The following is a 19,487-nucleotide window of genomic DNA, read 5'->3' as shown; positions in this document are numbered from 1 at the left end:
TTTGCGAGAACAGGGGTTATCGCATTGTCATTTGTATTGCACTGGACGGGCAGGCAACGCGGCACTGCGCACAACCCGAACACATTTCAGCGTTCACATCGATACCGCGAGGAACAAGAGAAATGGCTTGGTGAGGGCAGGCTGTCACGCAGTCATCACAACTCGCGCCCATTTGACGAATACACATACCGGAAGCCGATGCTTTGGCACCCGTTGAATGACCTGTGCCGGCCAATGCCAGCGTCGGACAGGCTTTTTGGCATTCGCCACATTCTGTGCAGCTATTGGCATCCAACGCCAGTTCGGGCAAGCCAGTGAATAAACCGATAATGTGCTGCGGGCAGGCGGTAACGCATGCTCCGCATTGGTTACACAGCCTTGCTAATAAATCATCATCGACAGCGGTTGGTGGGCGCGGTACCGACCGCACTGTTAAGGCGGTTGAGGTCGCCTTCATTGGTTTGCTCACGCCTGACCACAGTCCGCGGAATAAACCGCGACGGCTGCATTGCTGCATATTCAATTGGGCTTTGTAATAGCGTTCGTCTTTATCGCGCATTGCCGACCACAGCCTTTGTTTTAACGGTATAACGACACGATTTTATACTGTGCGCCAACCAGTTTTGCCAGTTGCTCTAACGTGCCTTCAGCAAGGTAGCTGATGCCTTGGTAGAACGGCGTTTCTGCCCCTTCACGCATGGTGTGGAAAAAGCGCGGAGCCCACGTTAGCACATGATCTGTCAGGAACACTTTCAGGGCTTCAAGGCTTTCATTGTGCGCCGCTTCGACCACTTGCGCGTCCAATGCGGTGTCTGTCAGGTAAGTGATGAACGAAAAAATCAAACCAATGTGATCTTCTGGCTCGCGTTCACCGGTATCGATCGCGATACCGTGAGACTCGTAGAAAGCACGAATGGCGAGGGTAGAGTCGCCACAAGTGATTTGTTCTTCAGTCAGGTATACCGAGCCCCAAGGTGCTGCTGTCAGTGTGTTTGGACCGACGAACAGCTGAGCATAATCGCGTGAAATATTGCGAAGGTCAGGGCGCGCTTTTAGCAAGGCCAAGCCTTGGCTGACGTTGTCATTAGCTTGCTCAACCGGCCATTCATCGAACAATGCATCATCGTAAAGTGCATTCACAAACTCTGCGTCCGGGGCTTGATGCAGCGCGCGGTAGAGGAAGTGGCTAGCAATCGTCAGGCTGGCAAGGGTTTGGTAGTGGGTATCGTTCATGGCGAATTCGCTTCAATCTTGTCTTCCCGCCGATACGGTTTAGTCTCAGGCAGAAAGTGAAATAACAGAAAAATAAAAAGAAAAATGGGTATTAAAAATAAAAAATGTTTGGAAATAAAAAGCTGGGGCCGACGTATCGACCCCAGAGTGCATTACATGCCAGCGCTTGCGCTGATGAATGCGTCGTAGAAGAAGGCGCGACCAGACAGCTCTGCCAGCACAACCATCAGGAAGGCTGAAATCGCAACGCCTGCGTTCTTGTTGTTGCCACGCAGTGCTTGGCTAGCAAACAAAACGACACCCGCAACCATCAGACCAATGCGTGCCACCGTGAAAGTGTCACCGTGTGCAATCGCAAATGGGTTAGCGTATGCGTCAAGTTGACCCAACCACACCACGTAGCCAGCAAAGCCAGCCAGCGACACAGCCATGGTCACTAGCGCGCCCATTGCCAGTGTGCGGTCTGCACAGCTTTGTGCGTTACCCAATTTAGGTGCCAGTACACGCAGTACCATTGCAGCGGCAACAGGCCAACCACACCCGCAGTCATCAGGAACTGGAAGGTGGTCCAGTGTGAATCCCAGCTAATCACAGTCGGCAGGCGGTATACGTTTACAATCGCCAGAATGAACACCACACCTAGGGCCATTGCCGCAGGCAGAGTCAATTTCTGAAGCGTTGGTTGGATGTCCAACACGCGCAGCGCAGTATAGGTGAATGCCGCTCCGCCAAACAGAGACAGCGCAACGATTTCCATGCTAAGTGGCGACATGTGCGCCAGACCGAACATCACGTTGAACATACGCAGTGGCTGACCGAGGTGAGTCACAGACGCTAGTGCGCCCAAACCCAACAGTGCCAGTGATGCCATAAACGCGATGTTCATGGCTTTACGCTCAGGTTTGAAGAACAGTTCTACCAAACCCAGTGCGATGAACATACCGACGGCAGATTGCGCCAGAACGGTAAAGAAAACGAGCGACAGTTCACTCATAGTGACACCTCCGTCGGGTTCTGGATGCTGCCAGTGGTATCGCCCGTTGGGCGAGAGTTACGGCAGGTGGTAACAATCAGGTTTGGCGACGTCAAACGCGGGTCTGGCAGTGGTGCCACATCGTTCTTGGTGCCGTATTGCTTGCGCAATTCCTCGATTGGACCAAAATCCAGTGCACGCAGCGGACAAGATTCAACACACACAGGCTTGCGGCCTTCAGCAACGCGCTCGTAACAGCCGTCACACTTGGTCATGTGTTTTTCTCTGGGTTGTACTGAGGCGCGCCGTAAGGACAAGCCATACCACAGTACTGACAGCCCACACACACGTCTTTATCAACGACAACCAGACCGTCTTCAGTACGCTTGTGCATCGCGCCCGTTGGACACGCTTTCACACATGCTGGGTTAGAACAGTGGTTACAAGAAATCGACATGTAGTAAGCAAAAACGTTTTGGCTTACGGTGCCATCTTCGTTTTGTACCCAGTCACCGCCCGCGTATTCGTATACACGACGCCAGTTAACACCCACAGGCAAATCGCTGCGGTCTTTACAAGAAACCTGACAGGTTTTACAACCGGTACACTTACTGGTGTCTACGTGGAATCCGTATTGAGTCATCTACTTATCTCCCCTTAAACCTTGGCCACTTGAACCAGAATGGTGTGTTGAGGATTCCCCTTAGACAGTGGCGTGTGCTTCTGAGACGTCAGTGTGTTCACACAGCCGCCCAAGTCGATACCGTTCTTGTCAGGGTTGTACCAAGCACCTTGGCCCAGCGCGGTGACGCCCGGCATGATGCGTGGCGTTACTTTGATGGCAACGCGGATTTCACCACGGTCGTTGAATACGCGAACGTAATCGCCGCTTTCAAGACCACGTGCTTTCGCATCAATTGGGTTCATCCAAATACCGTCGAATACTACTTCACGTAGCCACGGAATGTTGTGGTAGGTGGAGTGCGTGCGGCCTTTGGTGTGGTAACCGAACATTTGCAGCGGGAACTGCTCAGTTTTTGGGTCCAGATGGCTTTCCCACGTGGTCACGTATTGTGGCAACGGGGTGATCACTTCATCGTCGGCCAGTTCCCATTCTTTTGCGATGGTTTCCAGCTTGGTTGAGTAGATCTCAATCTTGCCTGATGGGGTACCCAGCGCGTGTTTCTCTGGATCGTTGCGGAAATCTTCCAGTGCGATACGGCCTTCTGCAGGCGCAGCCAGTGTGTAAGGACCGTTTTTACGCAGGTCTTCCAAGGTTGGCAGGTTCGCATCTTTCGCACGCGCACCGTTGTACAGGTATTCCAGCCACTCGTCGCGGGTACGGCCTTCAGTGAAGGCATCTTTCACGCCAAGACGCTCAGACAGACCCACACACATGTCGTAGGCACAGCGCGTTTCGTACAGTGGTTCGATAGCGCGAACCAGCGGGAATACGCCACCCAGAGAACCTGAAGAGTAACCATCAGAGCTCACTTCGTTGTTTTCGATAGTGGTCACATCTGGTAGCAGCAGGTCGGCAAAACGCGCAGAAGAGGTCATGTGGTTATCACACACCACGATGAATTCTGCTTGGGTTTCATCTTCGATCAGTTTGCGGTGTTTGTTGATGTCCGCGTGCTGGTTCATGATCATGTTGCCTGAGTAGCTCAGCAGGAACTTGATCGGGGTACGTAGACGCTCTGCACCTTGAATACCATCGGTTTTGTCAGTCATCTCGTGGTGACGGAAAATCGCATCACTCCACTTGAAGAACGGAACTTTCACCGCGATAGGGTTGGTGCCAACAGGAATACGTGGTGCTGGGTAGCTCCAGTTCGCTGGCATGTCGCCCGTGTTGGTACCTGGACGGCCAATGTTACCCGTCAGGATTGGCAGCATAACGATAGCGCGTGAAGTTTGCTCACCGTTCGCTTGACGTTGGATACCCGTACCTTGAGTGATGAAACACGCTTTTGCAGTACCGATTTCACGCGCCAGTTGAACGATTTGGTCAACCGGAATGCCGGTGATTTTTGATGCCCAAGCTGGGGTCTTCTCGATGCCGTCAGGGCCTTGACCCAGAATGTGTGCTTTGTAGTGACCATTCTTAGGTGCAGATGCTGGCAGGGTTTTCTCGTCGAAACCTTGGCAGTACTTATCGAGGAAGTCCTGATCAACCAAGTTCTCGGTGATCAGTGTGTGCGCGATACCTTCAACCAATGCTGCATCTGTACCTGGACGAATTGGCAGCCACAGGTCTTCTTTACCCAACATGGTGTCGGTGTAACGAGGGTCGATGATGATGGTACGAACGTTGTTCTTACGCTGTGCGTTGATGTGCTCGTGGATTTCACCACCACCACTCATACGGGTTTCAGCAGGGTTGTAGCCAAACATTACCAGCAAATCCGCGTTTTCGATTTCCGTGGTGTAGCTACCGTATGCAGACGGCTTGATTGAACCGTAAGTGAATGGCAGCGCGAACTGGATTTGACCCCAGCTGTAGTTGCCATAGTAGTCGAGGAAACCGCCAACAAGGTTGAACAGACGCTTGAAGCAGTCTTTACCGTCAGTACGGTAGCCTTGTGTGCCAGAACCATAGGTAATGAAGATGGCGTCGTTGCCGTATTCTTTGATGGTGTATTGCAGTTTTTCAGCCATCAAATCCAGTGCTTCGTCCCAGCTAATACGTTCAAACTGGCCTTCGCCACGTTTGCCAACGCGCTTCATTGGGTATTTCAAGCGATCTGGATTGTATACACGATGTTTGATAGAGCGGCCACGCAGACACGCGCGGATTTGGTGGTTACCAAAGCCTTGGTCATCACCGCGGTTGTCAGACTCAATCTGAGTGATCACGCCATTTTGGGTGTGAACTTGCAGTGCACAGCGGCTACCACAGTTAACCATACACGCAGACCAAACCGTTTTGGTGTTCATCGCAGCATCTGCTGCTGGTTTGGCTACGGCTTTCAGTGGCAATGCAGCGGTTAGCGCGGTACCGCCACTCACTGCCGCACCCCACTTCATGAAGCTTCGACGCTTCATTGGCGTGAGTACCGCCTTATCAATCCAATTTTTCATTTTATTCTCACATCGCTTTCGCGAATAAAAGTGTTACGGATTTGTTTTTAATTTTTATAAGTTTGCATTTGCCGATAATTTATTGCTGAGAGCAATGAAAAAGGAAGTTGGCAATGCAATGTAAATAAATTTGAATCGATATCGACTCTAATGCATTGCCTTTATAGAGAGAATTAAAAATGCGGGGAAAATGGTGCTACATTCACCAGTGCGGGGCGTTTATTGATATTGGTCAATTTTGTGTTCGAACCAATGTCAGCTTATGAGAGCGGGTGTGTATTAATCAATATTGAAAAAGGTGATGGCTTATGGTGCTCCGCAAAGGTTGTTCCATTACGATAGTCCAATGTTACCCGTATCATATTGATGGAATTATAAATATCTAATATCAATTACTTAACTGCAGTTGCATGGATGTGGCTAAGCGTTGCCTATTAGTGAAACTCAATCTAAATATGTGACTCGTATCACCTTTCAGTGCGTAATATATCGCGCAATTATTATTAGTGCCATAACCATTATTTCCGTTTCTTGAAGGGTCTAGTTGAGCGTAATTTGGTGTCGTTGTTTTCGGAATGTTAATTCATGACTATTAATATTAAAGTCGTCGCATGGTAATTAACGGAAAAAGGAGACATTAAATAAATAGTCTTTATTGTTATTTATAATTGTGGTCGCTATCTCATTCGAGTTAGAGAAATGATGCTAGGTCGCTTGATGTGTGTTCTTTGTGTTTTATTAACATCTCTATCGGTGTTTCGTGTTTTTTCGTTTCAGAAAAGCAGGTATTTCGCGCTGTATAAAAAATGTTATCTTTTTGGGGCTATCTGAGTGTGCATACTCGTCGCATTGTCTCCCTCACTGAGAGTGGTAGGCTGTTCTGACATTACCAAGGAGAGGTAAGCATGTCTGATATCGTTAAGACACCCACCCCGCCATATTACGCCGTTATCTTTTCCAGCATTCGCACTGAACTCGACGAGGGCTATGGTGAAACAGCGGAAAGAATGGTGGAACTTGCAGAGCAGCAACCTGGGTTTTTGGGCGTTGAATCTGCCAGAAATGGATTAGGTATTACGGTTTCCTATTGGAAAGACCTTGAATCGATCAAGCAATGGAAAGCCCATGTTGAGCACATCCAAGCCCAAAAAATGGGCCGAAATAAATGGTATGCCGCGTTTACGACTCGGATAGCAAAAGTGGAGCGCGAATACAGCCTATAAACCGGATGCTCCAATGAGACTCGCTGTTATTGGCTTGGTGATATTGCCACTAAAGCCTACCGTACTTTACTGACTCGTATGCCTAATCTTGAGTTAGTCTTTTGTACACCTCAAGATTTCGTCTTCGATGACATCGTAATGATTAACCTCAGTTGGGAAGACAACGGTACCACTCTAACTGTTGAGCTTGCAGATTGGACAGATACGCTGGAATCCAAAGGCTTTAAAGCCATGCTAGAAGATTGGGTGAATATCGTGGTGTCAGGAGGTATGGAAGAAAAGGTGAAACAGCGCAATTTTTCGACTCATGTATTTTGTGACAGCTTGGTGGAACACATTCGTTAGGTTGCATGAAAAAATGCCTGTGAAAGCGTTTCGCTCTCACAGGCACTTTATTTTAGTCTTTTTACTCCGATATATCTCGGTGGGCGCATGTCTCGGCGGAATAGACACCTAGAACTTACGGGGTGAGAGAATACTGACTGTCAGCTTGGTTGACCTTGCGCTCATCCTGTTGCCACTTATCAATCACAATCGCGGCAATTAAATCCCCTTCCACATTGACCGCTGTTCTAAACGTATCGAGAGGACGTTCAATAATCAGAAGAATGGCAATTGCCTCCAACGGAATCCCTGCTGCCAACAACACCATCTGCATACCTGACATGGAACCTGAAGGCATACCCGGCGCGCCAATCGAAGACACCATTGCCATGATAAATATCATCACAAGCCCCGATGTTGTGAGATCAACCCCAAACAGCTGTGCGAGGAAAATCGCCGCGACACCTTCAAACAAAGCCGTGCCGTCCATGTTCATGACTGAACCGAGCGGCAATACCATGCTGCTGGTACTTTGCGATACCCCTAACTCTTGCTCCGCAGTTTGCATTGAAAGGGGCAAGGTGGCGGAGCTTGAAGAGGTTGCAAAAGCCATGGCCATCGGAGCGGACAACGCTTTAAAAAGACGTTTTATGCTAATACCCGTTGCAAACTTGGCAATGCTTGGCAGTACGACCGCACCGTGAAATGCGGTAAGGGTAAACACCAATATCGCGAACATGGCCAATTGTTTAAACAGCGAACTGTTACCCGATACGGTGAATTCAAAAACGATGGAAAAAACCGCCAACGGTGCCAAACGGATGATCCCGCTGACGAGGGTATTTACGGCTTTATTTAAGCCGTTTAGCACCTCAAATAAAGGGTGCTTTTCAGTCAGAGAAGAAAGCAACGCTATGCCGAGTAAAAACGAGAACAGCACAATGGCGAGCAAGTTACCTTGAGATAAAGCGGCAATCGGATTGACCAACGCCATGTTCAATAATTTGGCTGCGATAGCACCGCCACTTGCCGCTTCTGAGCTGATTAGTGTGACATTGTCGCCTACCGGTACGGCAGACGTGAGGGGCTCCCAAGCCGGAAGGAGCAACGACGCACCTAAACCAATAGTGACTGCAATAAACGACGTAAAGCTATAAAACAACAGAGTGGAACGGCCAATTTTCTTTAGACGCATGGTGGAGCCAATACTTGTTATGCCCTGAAGCAGAGACAGCATGACCACAATGCCAACCACCATTTTTAGTAATCCCAAATAGGTGGTTTTACCCAGCATGATGAATTGATACCAGCCTTGCTCTGCCACATTGCTATCAAAGGCGAGCAGGCTTGCGATCCCCCAAGCGGTTAAGGCTGCAAACAGCAATTGCAAGGGAAGTGATTGACGCAATTTATTCCACATTATTGTTATTCCGAATAGTTATTACACGCGGGAAGGCGGAGTTGAAATGCAAGCAAAAAGACACAGAGAAGCGCTTTCGCTTCTCTGTGGGAATGACTCGTCTTAAGAGATGTTGTGTTTATAAAAAGGGTTGAGTGATGCCTTAACCCGTTTAAGCACAACAAGGGCAGCGACACGACTCCATCCAAACAGGATTTGCTGGTGGAGGCGGAATATGGTGTCGTAAAGATTACGTACGAAGCGACCGCGAACAATCAGTTTGTTATTCATCAAGCTGCCTACTGCATAATTGTGGCCAACCGCAATGACCATTCCGCCATCGTTAAAAATGAACGGCATCATGGATTTTCCGTTTAGTAAACGACGCAGTTGGCGAGCAAGATGTCCTGCGGCTTGGTTAGCCGCTTGCGCGCAGGGTGGCACAAAACCACCATCAGGTTGCGGGCACTCAGCACTGTCACCGATAACAAAAATGCTGTCATCAAGCGTGGTACGAAGCGTTGAGTCCACTTTCAATTGATTTAAGCGATTAGTTTCCAGACCATCTAGCGAAGCAAGCCAAGGGGCGCATTTTATGCCTGCCGCCCATAGCTGTAAGTCAGCGGTGATAAGGTCACCTTGATCAGTGATGAGCTTACCTTGCTCAGCACGATTCACTCGGGTGTTTGTCTTAACGTCTACACCATGTTGAACGAGTGAATTCAGTACCTTTTGTGACATGCACGCTGGACCGGCCGGAAGCACACGGTCTGAGGCTTCAACCAAGGTGATTTTTAAGTCTGCATATTGGCGGTAACATTTTAGCTTTTGACTGACTTTGGCTAACTCAGCAGACAGCTCTACGCCTGTCGCGCCTGCACCGACGATAGAGATATGGCGTTGACCATCAGCTTTGAGTAGTGGGTTGATCTGCTCCCACGCCTGTTGCGCTTGATCGGCAGAATCCAAAAACAGACAGTGTTCGCTTACGCCTTCAGTTTTGAAATCGTTACTTACCGCGCCAACGGCAATCACCAGATAATCGTAATCGAGCGTCGATTGTTGGCCATCTGCATCTCGAATTTCAATCTGCTTGTCAGCGCGGCTAAGGGCAGACATTGAAGCTTGGACATATTGATAGCGATTGCAGAAGCTATGTTGAAGGTAGCTAACTGCATCCAATTCTTGGTCGAAGGTTCCGGCCGCGATTTCATGCAGGCGGGGTTTCCAGTAGTGGTGACTGGCGGGTTCAACCAAAATAACCTCATGTTCACGGCGACGCGCAAACTGTTTACCCAAACGAGTGACCAACTCTAGCCTGCTGCACCGCCACCTACTACAACGATTTTTGACATCGTTCTCTCCCAATACCAACACTCGGAGTGTTGTTGAATACGGTATGCCAGCCTTGTCATCGGGTTTCATCGGCTAGCGGAATGGGGCGCATTATATTGATGACGTGGAAATTGATAATCCAACACATTGGAAATTGATTATTACCAATAGGTAATAATTTTACTGGATTTGATTCAGGTTATTTGGGCAGAAGAGAGCAACACAATGATGTGGTTGTCATTTTTGGTCTTTAGCGACTAACTTAGACATCCTTTTCTTCAGTTCTTTTTGAAGGGCATTTTTGTCGTAAGGCTTCATACCTTTCCACTTTTGGCATTCCTCACGCGTGCGACCACATCCTAAACACCATCCTTTGGGGCCGGAAAAGTCGCACACATCTATACACGGGCTTTGATTTCGCTTCATGGTTATCCGTCCCTCACAGTTCACTTAATGTCTGCTCAATTCCTTCTTCAAGTTGTCGGAGACGGTTAAACTCTTCATACAGCTTTTGTTCGAGGTTTTTAAAGTTAAGAGGCAGGTTGCGCTGACAAATATGATAACCATTTCCTATGGTTTGATAGCCTTTCCAGCCCTTGATTCTCGCGCCTCCAAGCTCCAGAAACTTGCGGACAAATTCAGATTGTGAAGGGCAGTCTTCTTCTGCATGCATACAGATGGGAAACTCTTTTTGCTTTAACTGTGGCGCTTCAATATAGGTTTCAAAGTGGATGCCGCCTTGAGCCTCATTGTGCCAGCTTTTCTTATAGAGCTGCATGTACACGCCGCGGTTATAGATTTCCCAACCATTGTCAAACCATGATGACTGCCGGAGCACTTTCTCGAGATTCCGGAAAATAGGCTTAATGTCTTTCATTTAAGTACCTTTGGTTAATGCAGCGAAGTGCTGCCTCAGCATCCCTCTTAGCTCACCTCTTCCCTTCTCATAAACAGCGATGAAGGAATGTAATGTTATAACGTAACCCATTGGTAGCGGTTGGCAAGTGTCAAATTAGGGAGATTTGCTGGTTTGCCATACGAGAAACAGGTATTTGAAAGGTTTCGCGGGTCTGCGTAGTGTGACCGAGTGAAGGTCAATGTAGAACATGAAATGATATTCTCCATTTTCAATCCTCACCGCTAAAATTTTGTGTTTGAAAAGTCAGTGATTAGCGTTAAAACAAAAAGGAAAAACAATGAGACTTGCTGTAATCGGTTTAGGTGATATTGCCACTAAAGCCTACCTTCCTTTGCTCACCCGTATGCCCGATCTTGAGTTGGTTTTTTGTACCCGCAATCCAGAAAAACTGGTAGCTGTCGCTAGCGAATATCGCATTGAGGAAACCTGTCGCGATTACCACGATTTGCTTGAGATGAATATCAATGGTGTGATGATCCACACCAGCAGCGAAACACATGCTGCGATTGCCACGTTTTTTATGGAGCAGGGTATTCCCGTTTTTGTTGATAAGCCAGCCACGCTGAATTTTGCCGACTACCAAAAGCTTCATGACCTGTCAGAGCATAAATCCGTCCCTTTGTTCGTTGGTTTCAATCGTCGCTACATTCCACTTTGGAACACGCTAGTGGGGCGAAATGATCTTCGAACTCTCACCTGGCACAAACATCGACTCAACCTTACTGGTAAAGCACAGGATTTCATTTTCGATGACATGATCCACGTGATTGATTCGCTCAATATCCATGGAAACATTGACCAGCAAGACATTCAGGTGGTGTGTCAGAAAGCGGGCGGTGACATCGCCATGATTAATCTCTCCTGGAAAGAAAATGGCACTCTGTTTAACGGCCAAATGAACCGTCAATTTGGCAAAACCTGCGAGTCAGTGTCGTTGGCCTTTGAAAACGAAGCCTATCAATTTAACGGCTTCCTGAAAGGCGAGAAATTTGAGAACGGCACCGCTCAAACTGTTGAGCTTGCAGATTGGACAGATACGCTGGCATCCAAAGGCTTTAAAGCCATGCTAGAAGATTGGGTGAATGTCGTGGCGTCAGGACGTATGGACGAAAAGGTGAAACAGCGCAATTTGTCGACTCATGCGTTTTGTGATTGGTTGTTGGACGAAGTTAATTTGTAGGTTTGGATACTGAACTCACTGACTTAAGCGATCTGATTGCTGGAAAATTGTATGTAGTCATCAGTGTCAAAAAAAGACGCTGATACTGCATCTTCTCACCGTCTGATAGAAGATATTTCTTCAATCTCTCCATCAAACTCCTCAAATACAAATTTGTCGTGTTTCTACATGTCTTCACTGTAAATAACATTAGCAAAGACGGAGCCAGAACCTGCTTCTCTTTTAAGCTTGGTACGAAAAGTGAGGAACTTGATTTCGCTAGAAAAAGCACTTAAAACATCCACCATTCGAAAAAAGGTACAGTGAACGTATCGCATGGTAGCTTGCCAATTTAAAATAAAACTAACTTGGAGAACCTGTATCATCTTCTATGGCAGCATTAAATTCCTCCCTTAGGCTTCCTGATATGATCTCTCCGTCGAGGCTAAGTTCGAGGCCTTCTGAGATTGTGCCAATATCAAAAGATCCATCAATGCCAGCGAGTAGCATGGATATGGTATTAACTACACATAGTTCGATGTATTCGTCGATAAGTATATTATCTCCGCTAGCTACTAAGTCTTGGTATAACTCTAAGAACTTCTTATGGTTTTCGTTCTCTGCAACACTATTGGGGTCAGTCACTTTGAGTTCAAGCAAAGACTTATGAAGCTCATTGTCAATCAGATCGCGTTTTATCTGTTGCGTAAAGTACTCAGACTTATCCATATTTTCGTCCTTCTATTTTCTCATCTCTGGATACATTTTTTTGTTAAGTTCAATTAACTTCGTTAATCGGATGTTCGGTATGTCCTTGTAAACTCTTCGCAGCTCTCTTATTTCCCTAGCAATTAGCTCTCTTGCTGTTTGAAATGGTTTGCCAGTTCTCGGATTAACTTTGCTTGTAGAGACTACGGTCTGACCTTTCGGCAACGAACTGATACCCTTTGTATGTCCTTAATAAGGAACAGCAATTGCGGGTGCATTTTGAGGGTCATAGTTTTCAGCAAGGTTCTTCATTATATTCTTCTGTCCAACATGATGTGAATCCAAGCCTAAGGTATCTCGGGTTCCTTTGAGTAATTCGCGTTGCTCTTTGTATAGGCCAACATCATACTTGCATATGCAGTTCCCCTCTGTATTCGCCAACCCCAACGGATCCACCCATCCCGTTGGGTTCGGTACATACTGGTAGTTGTTTAACCCACCCGCCAAACCGATGGGGTCTGCTGTAACAAACCGCCCAGTGTTTGGGCTGTAGTAACGATGTCGGTTGTAGTGAAGGCCTGTTTCTTCGTCGAAATACTGCCCCTGAAAACGTAGTGGGCTGGAGATCTCTTCAACGTGCTTTCTCAACACATTGCCGTAAGCGCGGTACTGCACCGACCAGACTGACCTTCCCTGATTGTCGGTAATATCAGTTGGCGTACTGATTTGGTCTAGGTGGTAGTGGTAAGCCTCGCAGCCTTAGCCTTCACCCGACTGTATTTGAAGTGCCTGGCCCAATTGTTGTTTTGGAGAGCTAACTATAAATATTAACTATCTCTTGAATGATAAGTTGATCTTCATCAGTTACTTTATATTGATAAAATATTGACCCAATAATCCTCCCTGCTATACGACCAGTTATCAAACAAATACGCTTGATAAATTCGATTTTTTATCACTAGATGTTTCATATTTGCCTACTGTCCCAGTTGCTACCTAATCGTTGAGCGGGTGTATCTATGCAAAATAAAACGCGATATCCTTTATCAATTGGGAGTCTCTATCATCTATGTCAATTTTTGATGAAGAAATATCATGGAGAACCCCTTTAACACCATGAAAACCACGAGTCTCTATTTCAGCAAGTAGCTTGTTTTTTTTGCTACTATTCACAATGTACTTATTAATTAAATAAGATAAGTTTTTATATAATTGCTCATCAGTCACAATATGTTTACTCCTCGGGGATTAGCTTCACATCGTCGAATTTCACTGTCATTCTATCTCTAGGTACAAGTTGCACAACACCACCTTTGCCATATTGAGGATAATATTCAGTCAAGGGCTCTAAAAATTTTCCTCTATCACCAGCGTCGTGGGGGACTCTTGCTCTAAGCCCCCATTCAGGTTCGAAAAGCTGCAAAGTATCAAACTCTCCTCTAAGACGAGCATCACTCCAAGAAGCTGGGTTTCCTTCTTCATAAAATATTTGAAATGCATCTCTTGCTTGTTGCCCAGTTTCAAATTTCTCAAAGCCAAAATAGCTTAATGGCGCTTCTTGCGATGCCATTGTTCTTTCAGCATAGCTTGAGTCCATGTATCGATACCCCGTTGAGGGCAAAGTAGTAGCAGATCCATCCGAACCAACGTAAAAATCGGGCTTTTTACTACCCCCACAACAAGCGCCATTAACAGATACATTCGCCAACCCCAACGGATCCACCCATCCCGTCGGGTTCGGTACATATTGGTAATTGTTTAACCCACCCGCCAAACCGATGGGGTCTGCTGTAACAAACCGCCCAGTGTTTGGGCTGTAGTAACGATGTCGGTTGTAGTGAAGGCCTGTTTCTTCGTCGAAATATTGCCCCTGAAAACGTAGTGGGCTGGATATCTCTTCGACATTCTTTCTTAGTACATTGCCGTATGCACGGTACTGTACTGACCAAACGGATTTACCATGTAAATCGGTGATATCTGTTGGGGTGCCGATTTGGTCTAGGTGGTAGTGGTAAGCCTCACAACCTGTGCCTTCACCTGACAGCATTGCCAACGGTTTGAAGGTGCCGGGCTCGTAGATGTAGGTCTGGTAATGATCTTTGCTGGTTTCGGCAATCAGGGTGTCGCCTTGCCAGACAAACTCGATAGTTTTTACGCTGCCAAGCTTGTTCGTCACGCGCTTTTCAATGCGTCGACCAAACGCATCATACTTGTAGATGGCGAACGAACCGTCTGGCAATGTGGCTTTGGTTAAGCGGTGTTGGCAGTCGTATTCATACTGCGTGACCACGCTTTGCTCTTTGCCGCGTTTTTCGGCAGTCAGTCGGCCAAATTCGTCGTATTCATAGTGCTGTCGCCGTGGAATTTGAGTTGATTACCTTCAACATCGAATGGCTTAGTGCCAGCCTTAGCGCCGATGACTTGATCAAGCAGGTTGCCTGCTGGGTCATGGACGAACGATTCTTCCACCACGCCCCGTGTTTTCTTGAGTCGCGAAAGCGGGTCATAGTCGTAATAAACCGTGCCAAATCGGCTGTCGGCCATCTCACTTAGGTTGCCATCAGAACCATAGAGATATTGACGAGATTGTGTCTGTCGTCCGTTTTGGTGCTGGGTATGAGCCGTCAGTCGGCCCTGTTCGTCATGCTGAAAGCGGCTGAGAATGTCGCCTTGTTTACGGGCCGTTTCCAAACCATTTTGATAATGGTGACGGGTCAGTTGCTCATCATTGAGCAAGATACGGCCCAACACGCCGCCGGCAGAGCGTTCAAAGCTGAGTCTGTTAGCATCAGGCAATTGCCATTGGGAGAGATGTCCGACACTGTCATACTCGAAGAAGTTCGATGCCCAGCTTTGGTGTTCCTCGGTGAGCCTGCCAAGTAAATCATATTGCCAGGCAAGGGGAGTCTCCCCATCATCAACACCAACCAACTGTCCGAATGCGTCGTAGCTGTAGGCGACCTCTTGTCCATCAGGCAGGATTTTCTTGGTTAGCCTGCCCATGGCGTCGCGTTCAAAAACGGTTTCCACTTCTGTGCCTTGAGTGCCGGTCTCAGTTTTCTTCAGCAGTTTGCCGTTGAGGTCATATTCATAGGCGAAGCGACGGCCATCAAAGGTCGTTTCACTGCGAACGAGACCATTGGCGAAATAATCGATGTGATAGGTTTCGTTGCGCTCATTGATGATGGCGGTAACAAAGTTTTTGGCGTTTTCGTACTGGTAACGAAGGGTAGAGCCGTCAGGTTGGATAACCTGACTAACAAGGTCGGTGTTCGGGTGATAGTCGTACTGGGTTTCCAGACCGTTTTCATCAATAACACGGGTTGCCTTGCCGTAAGCATTGTATTCAAAGTGCTTAGTATGGCCGGAAGGGAGCTTCACCTTGCTCAGTCTGTCAGCATTGTCCCACTCATATTGAGTGACAGCGCCAATGGCCGACTTTTCAACAACGATGCGACCGAAAATATCGTAGCGATAGGAAGCTTGAGAATTATCGGGATAGGTTTCGCCAATCAGCATACCCAGTCGGTTCCAAGCCAATTTATGCTTGCTGCCGTCCGGGTAGGTGATTTCGGTTAACTGACCTTGTGCGTTGTATCGGTAGAAAGTGTCTTGGCCAAGTGGATCCCGTTTTTCGGTGATATCTCCTTGCGGGTTGTATTTGTAGCGCCAGTTTCGCTTGCCTTGAATGACCCGGCGAAGGTTGCCTCGCCAGTATTGGTATTCAATCACCTCACCATCAGGTAGAACGGTCAGTACGCGTTGTTGGAAGTCGTTGTAGACATGGCGGGTTTCATTACCAAGCGGGTCGACAGTGAGGACTAAATCGCCATTTTCATTGAATTCGTTTTTTGTAACGGCACCATCGGGATCTGTCTGTGCAATCAGCTTAGCGTTTTCATCATGTTGGTAAGCGGCAGTGCTGCCGTCTGAATAGGTAATTTCGACGGCATTGGAGGCGTCATCCCACTCAAATTTGGTGTCGTAACCTGTGTTGCTCCAGTGATGGACACAACGAACTTCTTTCCCTTCACCCTCCCACTGCCAGCTGAACTCAACACCACCCGCCATTTTGCGCAGCGAGATGATGTTGGCCTCGTCATATTGATAATGCTCGCCTTCTTCTGCGGTGTTTAAGGCCTTAACGAGTTGCTGATTTTCGTTATAGTGATAGGTGAAGCTGGTGCGCTCGGTTATCCACTCCTTCTTCGAACCATCTGTTTTCAGCGTGCGGAATTCAATCGTTGAGATGAGGCCGTTTTGATACACAAACCAAAGCGCAATGCCGTGTGCATTGATAACTGCTTGAGGTCGCTGATAGCCATCATATTCAATCGTTAAGCGGTTATTGTATTTGTCTGATAAACCCGTTAGCTGAGCAGTATTCCCTTTGCGGGTGAAGTGATGAAAGGGTTGCCCGGCTTGCGCCAAGATATATTCATTCCCTTTTTCTCCCAGAAATACTGCTGCACCTGCGAGGTCGTTATAGATTTCAGGTCGCGACTTTGTAGGTTCTGGAAGTTGGGTGCGTTTGCCCTCGGCATCTTTCCAGAACAATTTGCCCGCGTCGAAGATCAGAGATTGGCTGAGAGGGTGACTCCAGCCATAACCCAAACTTGAATTGAGCTCACAGCTTGATGTTTTGTAGGTTCGGGTAAACGTGTAAGGCAACGCACCGGGAAGCGTGACATCACTAAGTTGCAGGGTTTCCTCACCCGTTACCAGAGATACCGGACAGCCTTCGGACGCGTCCTTACTCGCACCTTGTGTTGCGTCGCCTTTCTCGGTGGTGCTTTTGCTGTTATCGATATCCCGAGGTTTTTCAGAAGTGATATGCGAACTTTGGGTCGCAGAGCGTTTCTCCGAAGTCGCACCGTCTAGGTTTTTCCCCTCGACACTCTGGGTGGCTTTAGCCCTAACGTTGAGCTTTCCATTGCCATGCTGAGTGACCTTTTTTAGTGTGTCGATGTTATCCACCGCGTCCACTTTGGTGATATCAACGACTTCTTTTATTTTTTTCACGGCCTTGACGGCGCGTCCCTTCCTGCTCATTTACGCACCTACCATGGTTGCGGTACCCGCAACATCTCTGAGTCGATTGATATTTCTTAAAACTGCGCCGCCGGGGATAACAATACTGAGGACAACCTCAACCAGAATGGAGGAGAGAGAGACAGACACCAGAGTGAGGATCTGGAGTGGGCTAAGAATTTTGAACCAAGAGATGACTGCGTTGAGACACAAGAAGCAGCGCGCTTCATCTTTTATCAGCGTCAGCATTCTTTCTGCTTCTTCTTTGGCTGAGGCTAGTTTTTCTGCAATTAACTCTGGATTTTCCAAATATTTGGAGAGTTTTTTCGCTAGCTCTGTCGGGTTGGCGAGTAGCTTGAATAAATCCGCAATTTCATCCCAGGCATCAACAACAGCATCCAGCATATTGTCGAGAAACTTCCCGACTTCGTCCCAGATATTAATAGGGTCGTTAAGATAGATTTGCCATTCGCTACGCTGCGTCTTCCATTCTTTATCCAACCAAGCAGTGAGCTTGTTGATTGTTGGGTCATAGGAATCGAGCATGGTTTTGATGTCACTTTCGTTCACCTCGGGATAAAAGGTGATGCGGACAGGTTTACCCCGATATTTGGGGTCTAGCGTGACCTCAGCGGTGCCGTCGCTACCGATTGTGCCAGATACTGCTGGGCCATCAGGTTCGTATGAATCGATAAATATCCCGTCATCGAATTTGACCGGTTGTACCTTAAATGGCGTGCCTGTGATGGGAACAAATGCTTCGGCTTCAAAGCAATGAACAAGAGTGATCTTTCCATCAAGTGGACAGGTGATGATGTCGGCTTCGATTTTTGAATCGTCTGTATCTGCAGACTGCTCGTTATCATTGACGATAACCTTCTGTTCCATATCCAGCGCCCACCCATAAAACCAGTTCTCTGAGTGTTTGCGGTATTCATCAATCGAGGTCTCGAAATCCGATTTAATCTTGCTGAACATGTTATCGACGTCAGCCATCGTCATTACGTTACTGCTCACCGATACACCTCTTTATCCAATGCATTTTTGATGTAACTGTTTAACGTGCCGAATTCTTCCTTGTAGCGCTCAACCAAGTGCTTGACCTTGGCTTCGATGGTTCTTTCATGAAAATAAAAGTAGATATCGGCATGATTTTCGCGGAGCCATTTAATGCTGTTGGCGATGAGGACGGATTTGTCTTCTTCGCTGAGTTTTTTAACGACCGCTTCGGGCACTTCCCACCAGGGAAAGGGTTTCTCAACGACTGAAGAGGCGGGGGTAGAGTTAGTCACTGTGCGTTGTTTTGAAACCCATTGCTCGCAAGGGCCCATTACTTGGGTGCGCTGTTCTTCATCACAGAAGTTCGCGAGAACGATACTGAATCTTGGGTCATAGAAACGGAAAAAGGCATGGTTGCCTGAGGGCATCCACACCAGTGTGAGACTTCGAAAATGTTGGAATATGTCCGGCAAGTGGAGTGTGCTTGCAACGAGTATGCCCCAGTCCTCGTTTGCTTCTTGTTCAGTCCAAGTAATGAAGTCAGGTAGGTGCGAAACGTCAGCGATATAAGGCATCACTTCATGCCATTCTGCGTAGGGGGTTCCACTCCAAAGTGGTTTGGCGTCATTGCCGCCAAAGCGATAGAAATCTGCCAACGCTTTGTCATCGCAGGTTCCATTGAATATGGCATACCAATGGAGAGGAGCCTCAGTCTCTTGGGCTAGATCTCGCATTGGCCATCCTTACATTTTTCACATTCTTCGCAGAAGGGAGCCCCGGCTTTCATCGTGGCAATTTGTGCGGGAGAGAGTATTGCTGTGGGATTGGCCGGTTTTGGTGGCACTTTTCCTGGCAAGGATGGAGGATTCCCATCATATCCACTGCCATTTCCCGCGCTTCCTCCTGTATTCAAATCGACAACTGGCCCCGATATATGTACGCCTGAGGTATCAAGGGTAATGAAGCAGCCACTGGCTTTAAGGGTGATCTGGTTTCCCGCTTCAATTACTAGTTTGTTCCCCGCCTTTTGGTGTAATTCGATGCCTGCATCAATGACGTGCGTATGCCCTTGATGGAAATGCATGCTGTTATTTGAGGTG

17 protein-coding genes and 4 pseudogenes are annotated in these 19,487 nt (G+C 47.6%); 3 read left to right on the top strand and 18 right to left on the bottom strand.

Translation table 11 applies throughout. The annotated features are described in order from the left end of the window. Positions 1-16: 16 nt before the first annotated feature. The 6 genes and pseudogenes from ATN88_RS07200 to ATN88_RS07180 all read right to left on the bottom strand — a co-directional run bounded on the left by ATN88_RS07200 (position 17) and on the right by ATN88_RS07180 (position 5,290). Positions 17-559, bottom strand: coding sequence for a 4Fe-4S binding protein (locus ATN88_RS07200; RefSeq protein ID WP_067413459.1), 543 nt, complete (start codon positions 557-559; stop codon positions 17-19). A gap of 20 nt (positions 560-579) precedes the next feature. Next, a complete protein-coding gene (locus ATN88_RS07195) occupies positions 580-1,233 on the bottom strand; it encodes a TorD/DmsD family molecular chaperone (protein WP_067413456.1) in 654 nt (217 codons plus the stop codon). A 152-nt stretch (positions 1,234-1,385) separates the two neighbouring features. After that, positions 1,386-1,721: a hypothetical protein gene (locus ATN88_RS26945; protein WP_232312914.1), complete on the bottom strand. Its 336-nt coding sequence runs from the start codon at positions 1,719-1,721 to the stop codon at positions 1,386-1,388. Beyond that, positions 1,670-2,227, bottom strand: a complete 558-nt coding sequence (locus tag ATN88_RS07190; protein ID WP_232312912.1) for a dimethyl sulfoxide reductase anchor subunit family protein — start codon at positions 2,225-2,227, stop codon at positions 1,670-1,672. The genes ATN88_RS26945 and ATN88_RS07190 overlap by 52 nt, the downstream gene beginning before the upstream one ends. Continuing rightward, positions 2,224-2,849: pseudogene (locus tag ATN88_RS07185) on the bottom strand (DMSO/selenate family reductase complex B subunit). Before ATN88_RS07185 ends, ATN88_RS07190 begins: the two are co-directional and overlap by 4 nt. Positions 2,850-2,863: 14 nt before the next feature. Further along, on the bottom strand, positions 2,864-5,290 hold the full coding sequence (locus ATN88_RS07180; RefSeq protein ID WP_067413454.1) for a DMSO/selenate family reductase complex A subunit: 2,427 nt from the start codon (positions 5,288-5,290) through the stop codon (positions 2,864-2,866). A 905-nt stretch (positions 5,291-6,195) separates the two neighbouring features. On the opposite strand from ATN88_RS07180, the gene ATN88_RS07175 reads away from it, so the two are divergent. Both ATN88_RS07175 and ATN88_RS07170 read left to right on the top strand, forming a co-directional pair. After that, positions 6,196-6,513, top strand: a complete 318-nt coding sequence (locus ATN88_RS07175) for an antibiotic biosynthesis monooxygenase family protein (RefSeq protein ID WP_067413452.1) — start codon at positions 6,196-6,198, stop codon at positions 6,511-6,513. A 138-nt stretch (positions 6,514-6,651) separates the two neighbouring features. Further along, positions 6,652-6,858 carry a hypothetical protein gene (locus tag ATN88_RS07170; protein ID WP_157490677.1) on the top strand — a complete coding sequence of 69 codons (207 nt, stop codon included), beginning with the start codon at positions 6,652-6,654 and terminating at the stop codon, positions 6,856-6,858. Positions 6,859-6,973: 115 nt separating this feature from the next. Here ATN88_RS07170 and ATN88_RS07165 read toward each other — a convergent pair whose 3' ends face one another. From ATN88_RS07165 to ATN88_RS07150, 4 genes and pseudogenes are all read right to left on the bottom strand, one after another. Continuing rightward, on the bottom strand, positions 6,974-8,257 hold the full coding sequence (locus ATN88_RS07165) for a dicarboxylate/amino acid:cation symporter (RefSeq protein ID WP_067413446.1): 1,284 nt from the start codon (positions 8,255-8,257) through the stop codon (positions 6,974-6,976). 102 nt (positions 8,258-8,359) lie between these two features. Continuing rightward, positions 8,360-9,591 (bottom strand): annotated as a pseudogene (locus tag ATN88_RS07160) (NAD(P)/FAD-dependent oxidoreductase). A gap of 217 nt (positions 9,592-9,808) precedes the next feature. Beyond that, on the bottom strand, positions 9,809-9,997 hold the full coding sequence (locus tag ATN88_RS07155) for a DUF1289 domain-containing protein (protein ID WP_067414065.1): 189 nt from the start codon (positions 9,995-9,997) through the stop codon (positions 9,809-9,811). A gap of 13 nt (positions 9,998-10,010) precedes the next feature. After that, the gene (locus ATN88_RS07150; protein ID WP_067413443.1) at positions 10,011-10,448 is read right to left on the bottom strand and encodes a hypothetical protein; all 438 of its coding nucleotides are present in this window, start codon (positions 10,446-10,448) and stop codon (positions 10,011-10,013) included. A gap of 319 nt (positions 10,449-10,767) precedes the next feature. On the opposite strand from ATN88_RS07150, the gene ATN88_RS07145 reads away from it, so the two are divergent. Continuing rightward, positions 10,768-11,670: a Gfo/Idh/MocA family protein gene (locus ATN88_RS07145; RefSeq protein ID WP_067413440.1), complete on the top strand. Its 903-nt coding sequence runs from the start codon at positions 10,768-10,770 to the stop codon at positions 11,668-11,670. Between the two features lie 342 nt (positions 11,671-12,012). Here the strand turns inward: ATN88_RS07145 and ATN88_RS07140 are convergent, their stop codons facing one another. The 8 genes and pseudogenes from ATN88_RS07140 to ATN88_RS26060 all read right to left on the bottom strand — a co-directional run. Beyond that, positions 12,013-12,378, bottom strand: coding sequence for a hypothetical protein (locus ATN88_RS07140; protein ID WP_067413437.1), 366 nt, complete (start codon positions 12,376-12,378; stop codon positions 12,013-12,015). Between the two features lie 228 nt (positions 12,379-12,606). Then, a pseudogene (locus ATN88_RS25485) lies at positions 12,607-13,092 on the bottom strand (RHS repeat-associated core domain-containing protein); the annotation flags it as partial. Positions 13,093-13,374: 282 nt separating this feature from the next. Beyond that, positions 13,375-13,584 carry a hypothetical protein gene (locus ATN88_RS07130; protein ID WP_067413431.1) on the bottom strand — a complete coding sequence of 70 codons (210 nt, stop codon included), beginning with the start codon at positions 13,582-13,584 and terminating at the stop codon, positions 13,375-13,377. A 7-nt stretch (positions 13,585-13,591) separates the two neighbouring features. Further along, on the bottom strand, positions 13,592-14,647 hold the full coding sequence (locus ATN88_RS26935; protein WP_232312911.1) for an RHS repeat-associated core domain-containing protein: 1,056 nt from the start codon (positions 14,645-14,647) through the stop codon (positions 13,592-13,594). Positions 14,648-14,676: 29 nt separating this feature from the next. Further along, complete coding sequence (locus tag ATN88_RS07125; protein WP_232312909.1) at positions 14,677-17,409, bottom strand: DUF6531 domain-containing protein; 2,733 nt, start codon at positions 17,407-17,409, stop codon at positions 14,677-14,679. Continuing rightward, positions 17,410-18,405: a Rhs family protein gene (locus ATN88_RS07120; protein WP_232312907.1), complete on the bottom strand. Its 996-nt coding sequence runs from the start codon at positions 18,403-18,405 to the stop codon at positions 17,410-17,412. It lies immediately after the preceding gene. Beyond that, positions 18,402-19,121 carry a DUF4123 domain-containing protein gene (locus ATN88_RS07115; protein ID WP_067413428.1) on the bottom strand — a complete coding sequence of 240 codons (720 nt, stop codon included), beginning with the start codon at positions 19,119-19,121 and terminating at the stop codon, positions 18,402-18,404. Before ATN88_RS07115 ends, ATN88_RS07120 begins: the two co-directional genes overlap by 4 nt. After that, a pseudogene (locus ATN88_RS26060) lies at positions 19,109-19,487 on the bottom strand (type VI secretion system tip protein VgrG); the annotation flags it as partial. The gene ATN88_RS07115 and the pseudogene ATN88_RS26060, both read right to left, overlap by 13 nt.

Source organism: Enterovibrio coralii, assembly GCF_001559595.1.
Lineage (GTDB): Bacteria > Pseudomonadota > Gammaproteobacteria > Enterobacterales > Vibrionaceae > Enterovibrio > Enterovibrio coralii.
The sequence above is the reverse complement of the archived record's forward strand: the minus strand, read 5'-3'. Positions and strand labels throughout refer to the sequence as shown.

Bases quoted from the DNA above. Each gene is read 5' to 3' on its own strand.
- ATN88_RS07195 (WP_067413456.1), bottom strand. From the start codon at position 1,233: ATGAACGATACCCACTACCAAACCCTTGCCAGCCTGACGATTGCTAGC.
- ATN88_RS07165 (WP_067413446.1), bottom strand. From the start codon at position 8,257: ATGTGGAATAAATTGCGTCAATCACTTCCCTTGCAATTGCTGTTTGCA.
- ATN88_RS07140 (WP_067413437.1), bottom strand. From the start codon at position 12,378: ATGGATAAGTCTGAGTACTTTACGCAACAGATAAAACGCGATCTGATT.
- ATN88_RS07155 (WP_067414065.1), bottom strand. From the start codon at position 9,997: ATGAAGCGAAATCAAAGCCCGTGTATAGATGTGTGCGACTTTTCCGGC.
- ATN88_RS07175 (WP_067413452.1), top strand. From the start codon at position 6,196: ATGTCTGATATCGTTAAGACACCCACCCCGCCATATTACGCCGTTATC.
- ATN88_RS07180 (WP_067413454.1), bottom strand. From the start codon at position 5,290: ATGAAAAATTGGATTGATAAGGCGGTACTCACGCCAATGAAGCGTCGA.
- ATN88_RS07115 (WP_067413428.1), bottom strand. From the start codon at position 19,121: ATGCGAGATCTAGCCCAAGAGACTGAGGCTCCTCTCCATTGGTATGCC.
- ATN88_RS07200 (WP_067413459.1), bottom strand. From the start codon at position 559: ATGCGCGATAAAGACGAACGCTATTACAAAGCCCAATTGAATATGCAG.
- ATN88_RS07170 (WP_157490677.1), top strand. From the start codon at position 6,652: ATGATTAACCTCAGTTGGGAAGACAACGGTACCACTCTAACTGTTGAG.
- ATN88_RS07145 (WP_067413440.1), top strand. From the start codon at position 10,768: ATGAGACTTGCTGTAATCGGTTTAGGTGATATTGCCACTAAAGCCTAC.
- ATN88_RS07125 (WP_232312909.1), bottom strand. From the start codon at position 17,409: ATGAGCAGGAAGGGACGCGCCGTCAAGGCCGTGAAAAAAATAAAAGAA.
- ATN88_RS07190 (WP_232312912.1), bottom strand. From the start codon at position 2,227: ATGAGTGAACTGTCGCTCGTTTTCTTTACCGTTCTGGCGCAATCTGCC.
- ATN88_RS07150 (WP_067413443.1), bottom strand. From the start codon at position 10,448: ATGAAAGACATTAAGCCTATTTTCCGGAATCTCGAGAAAGTGCTCCGG.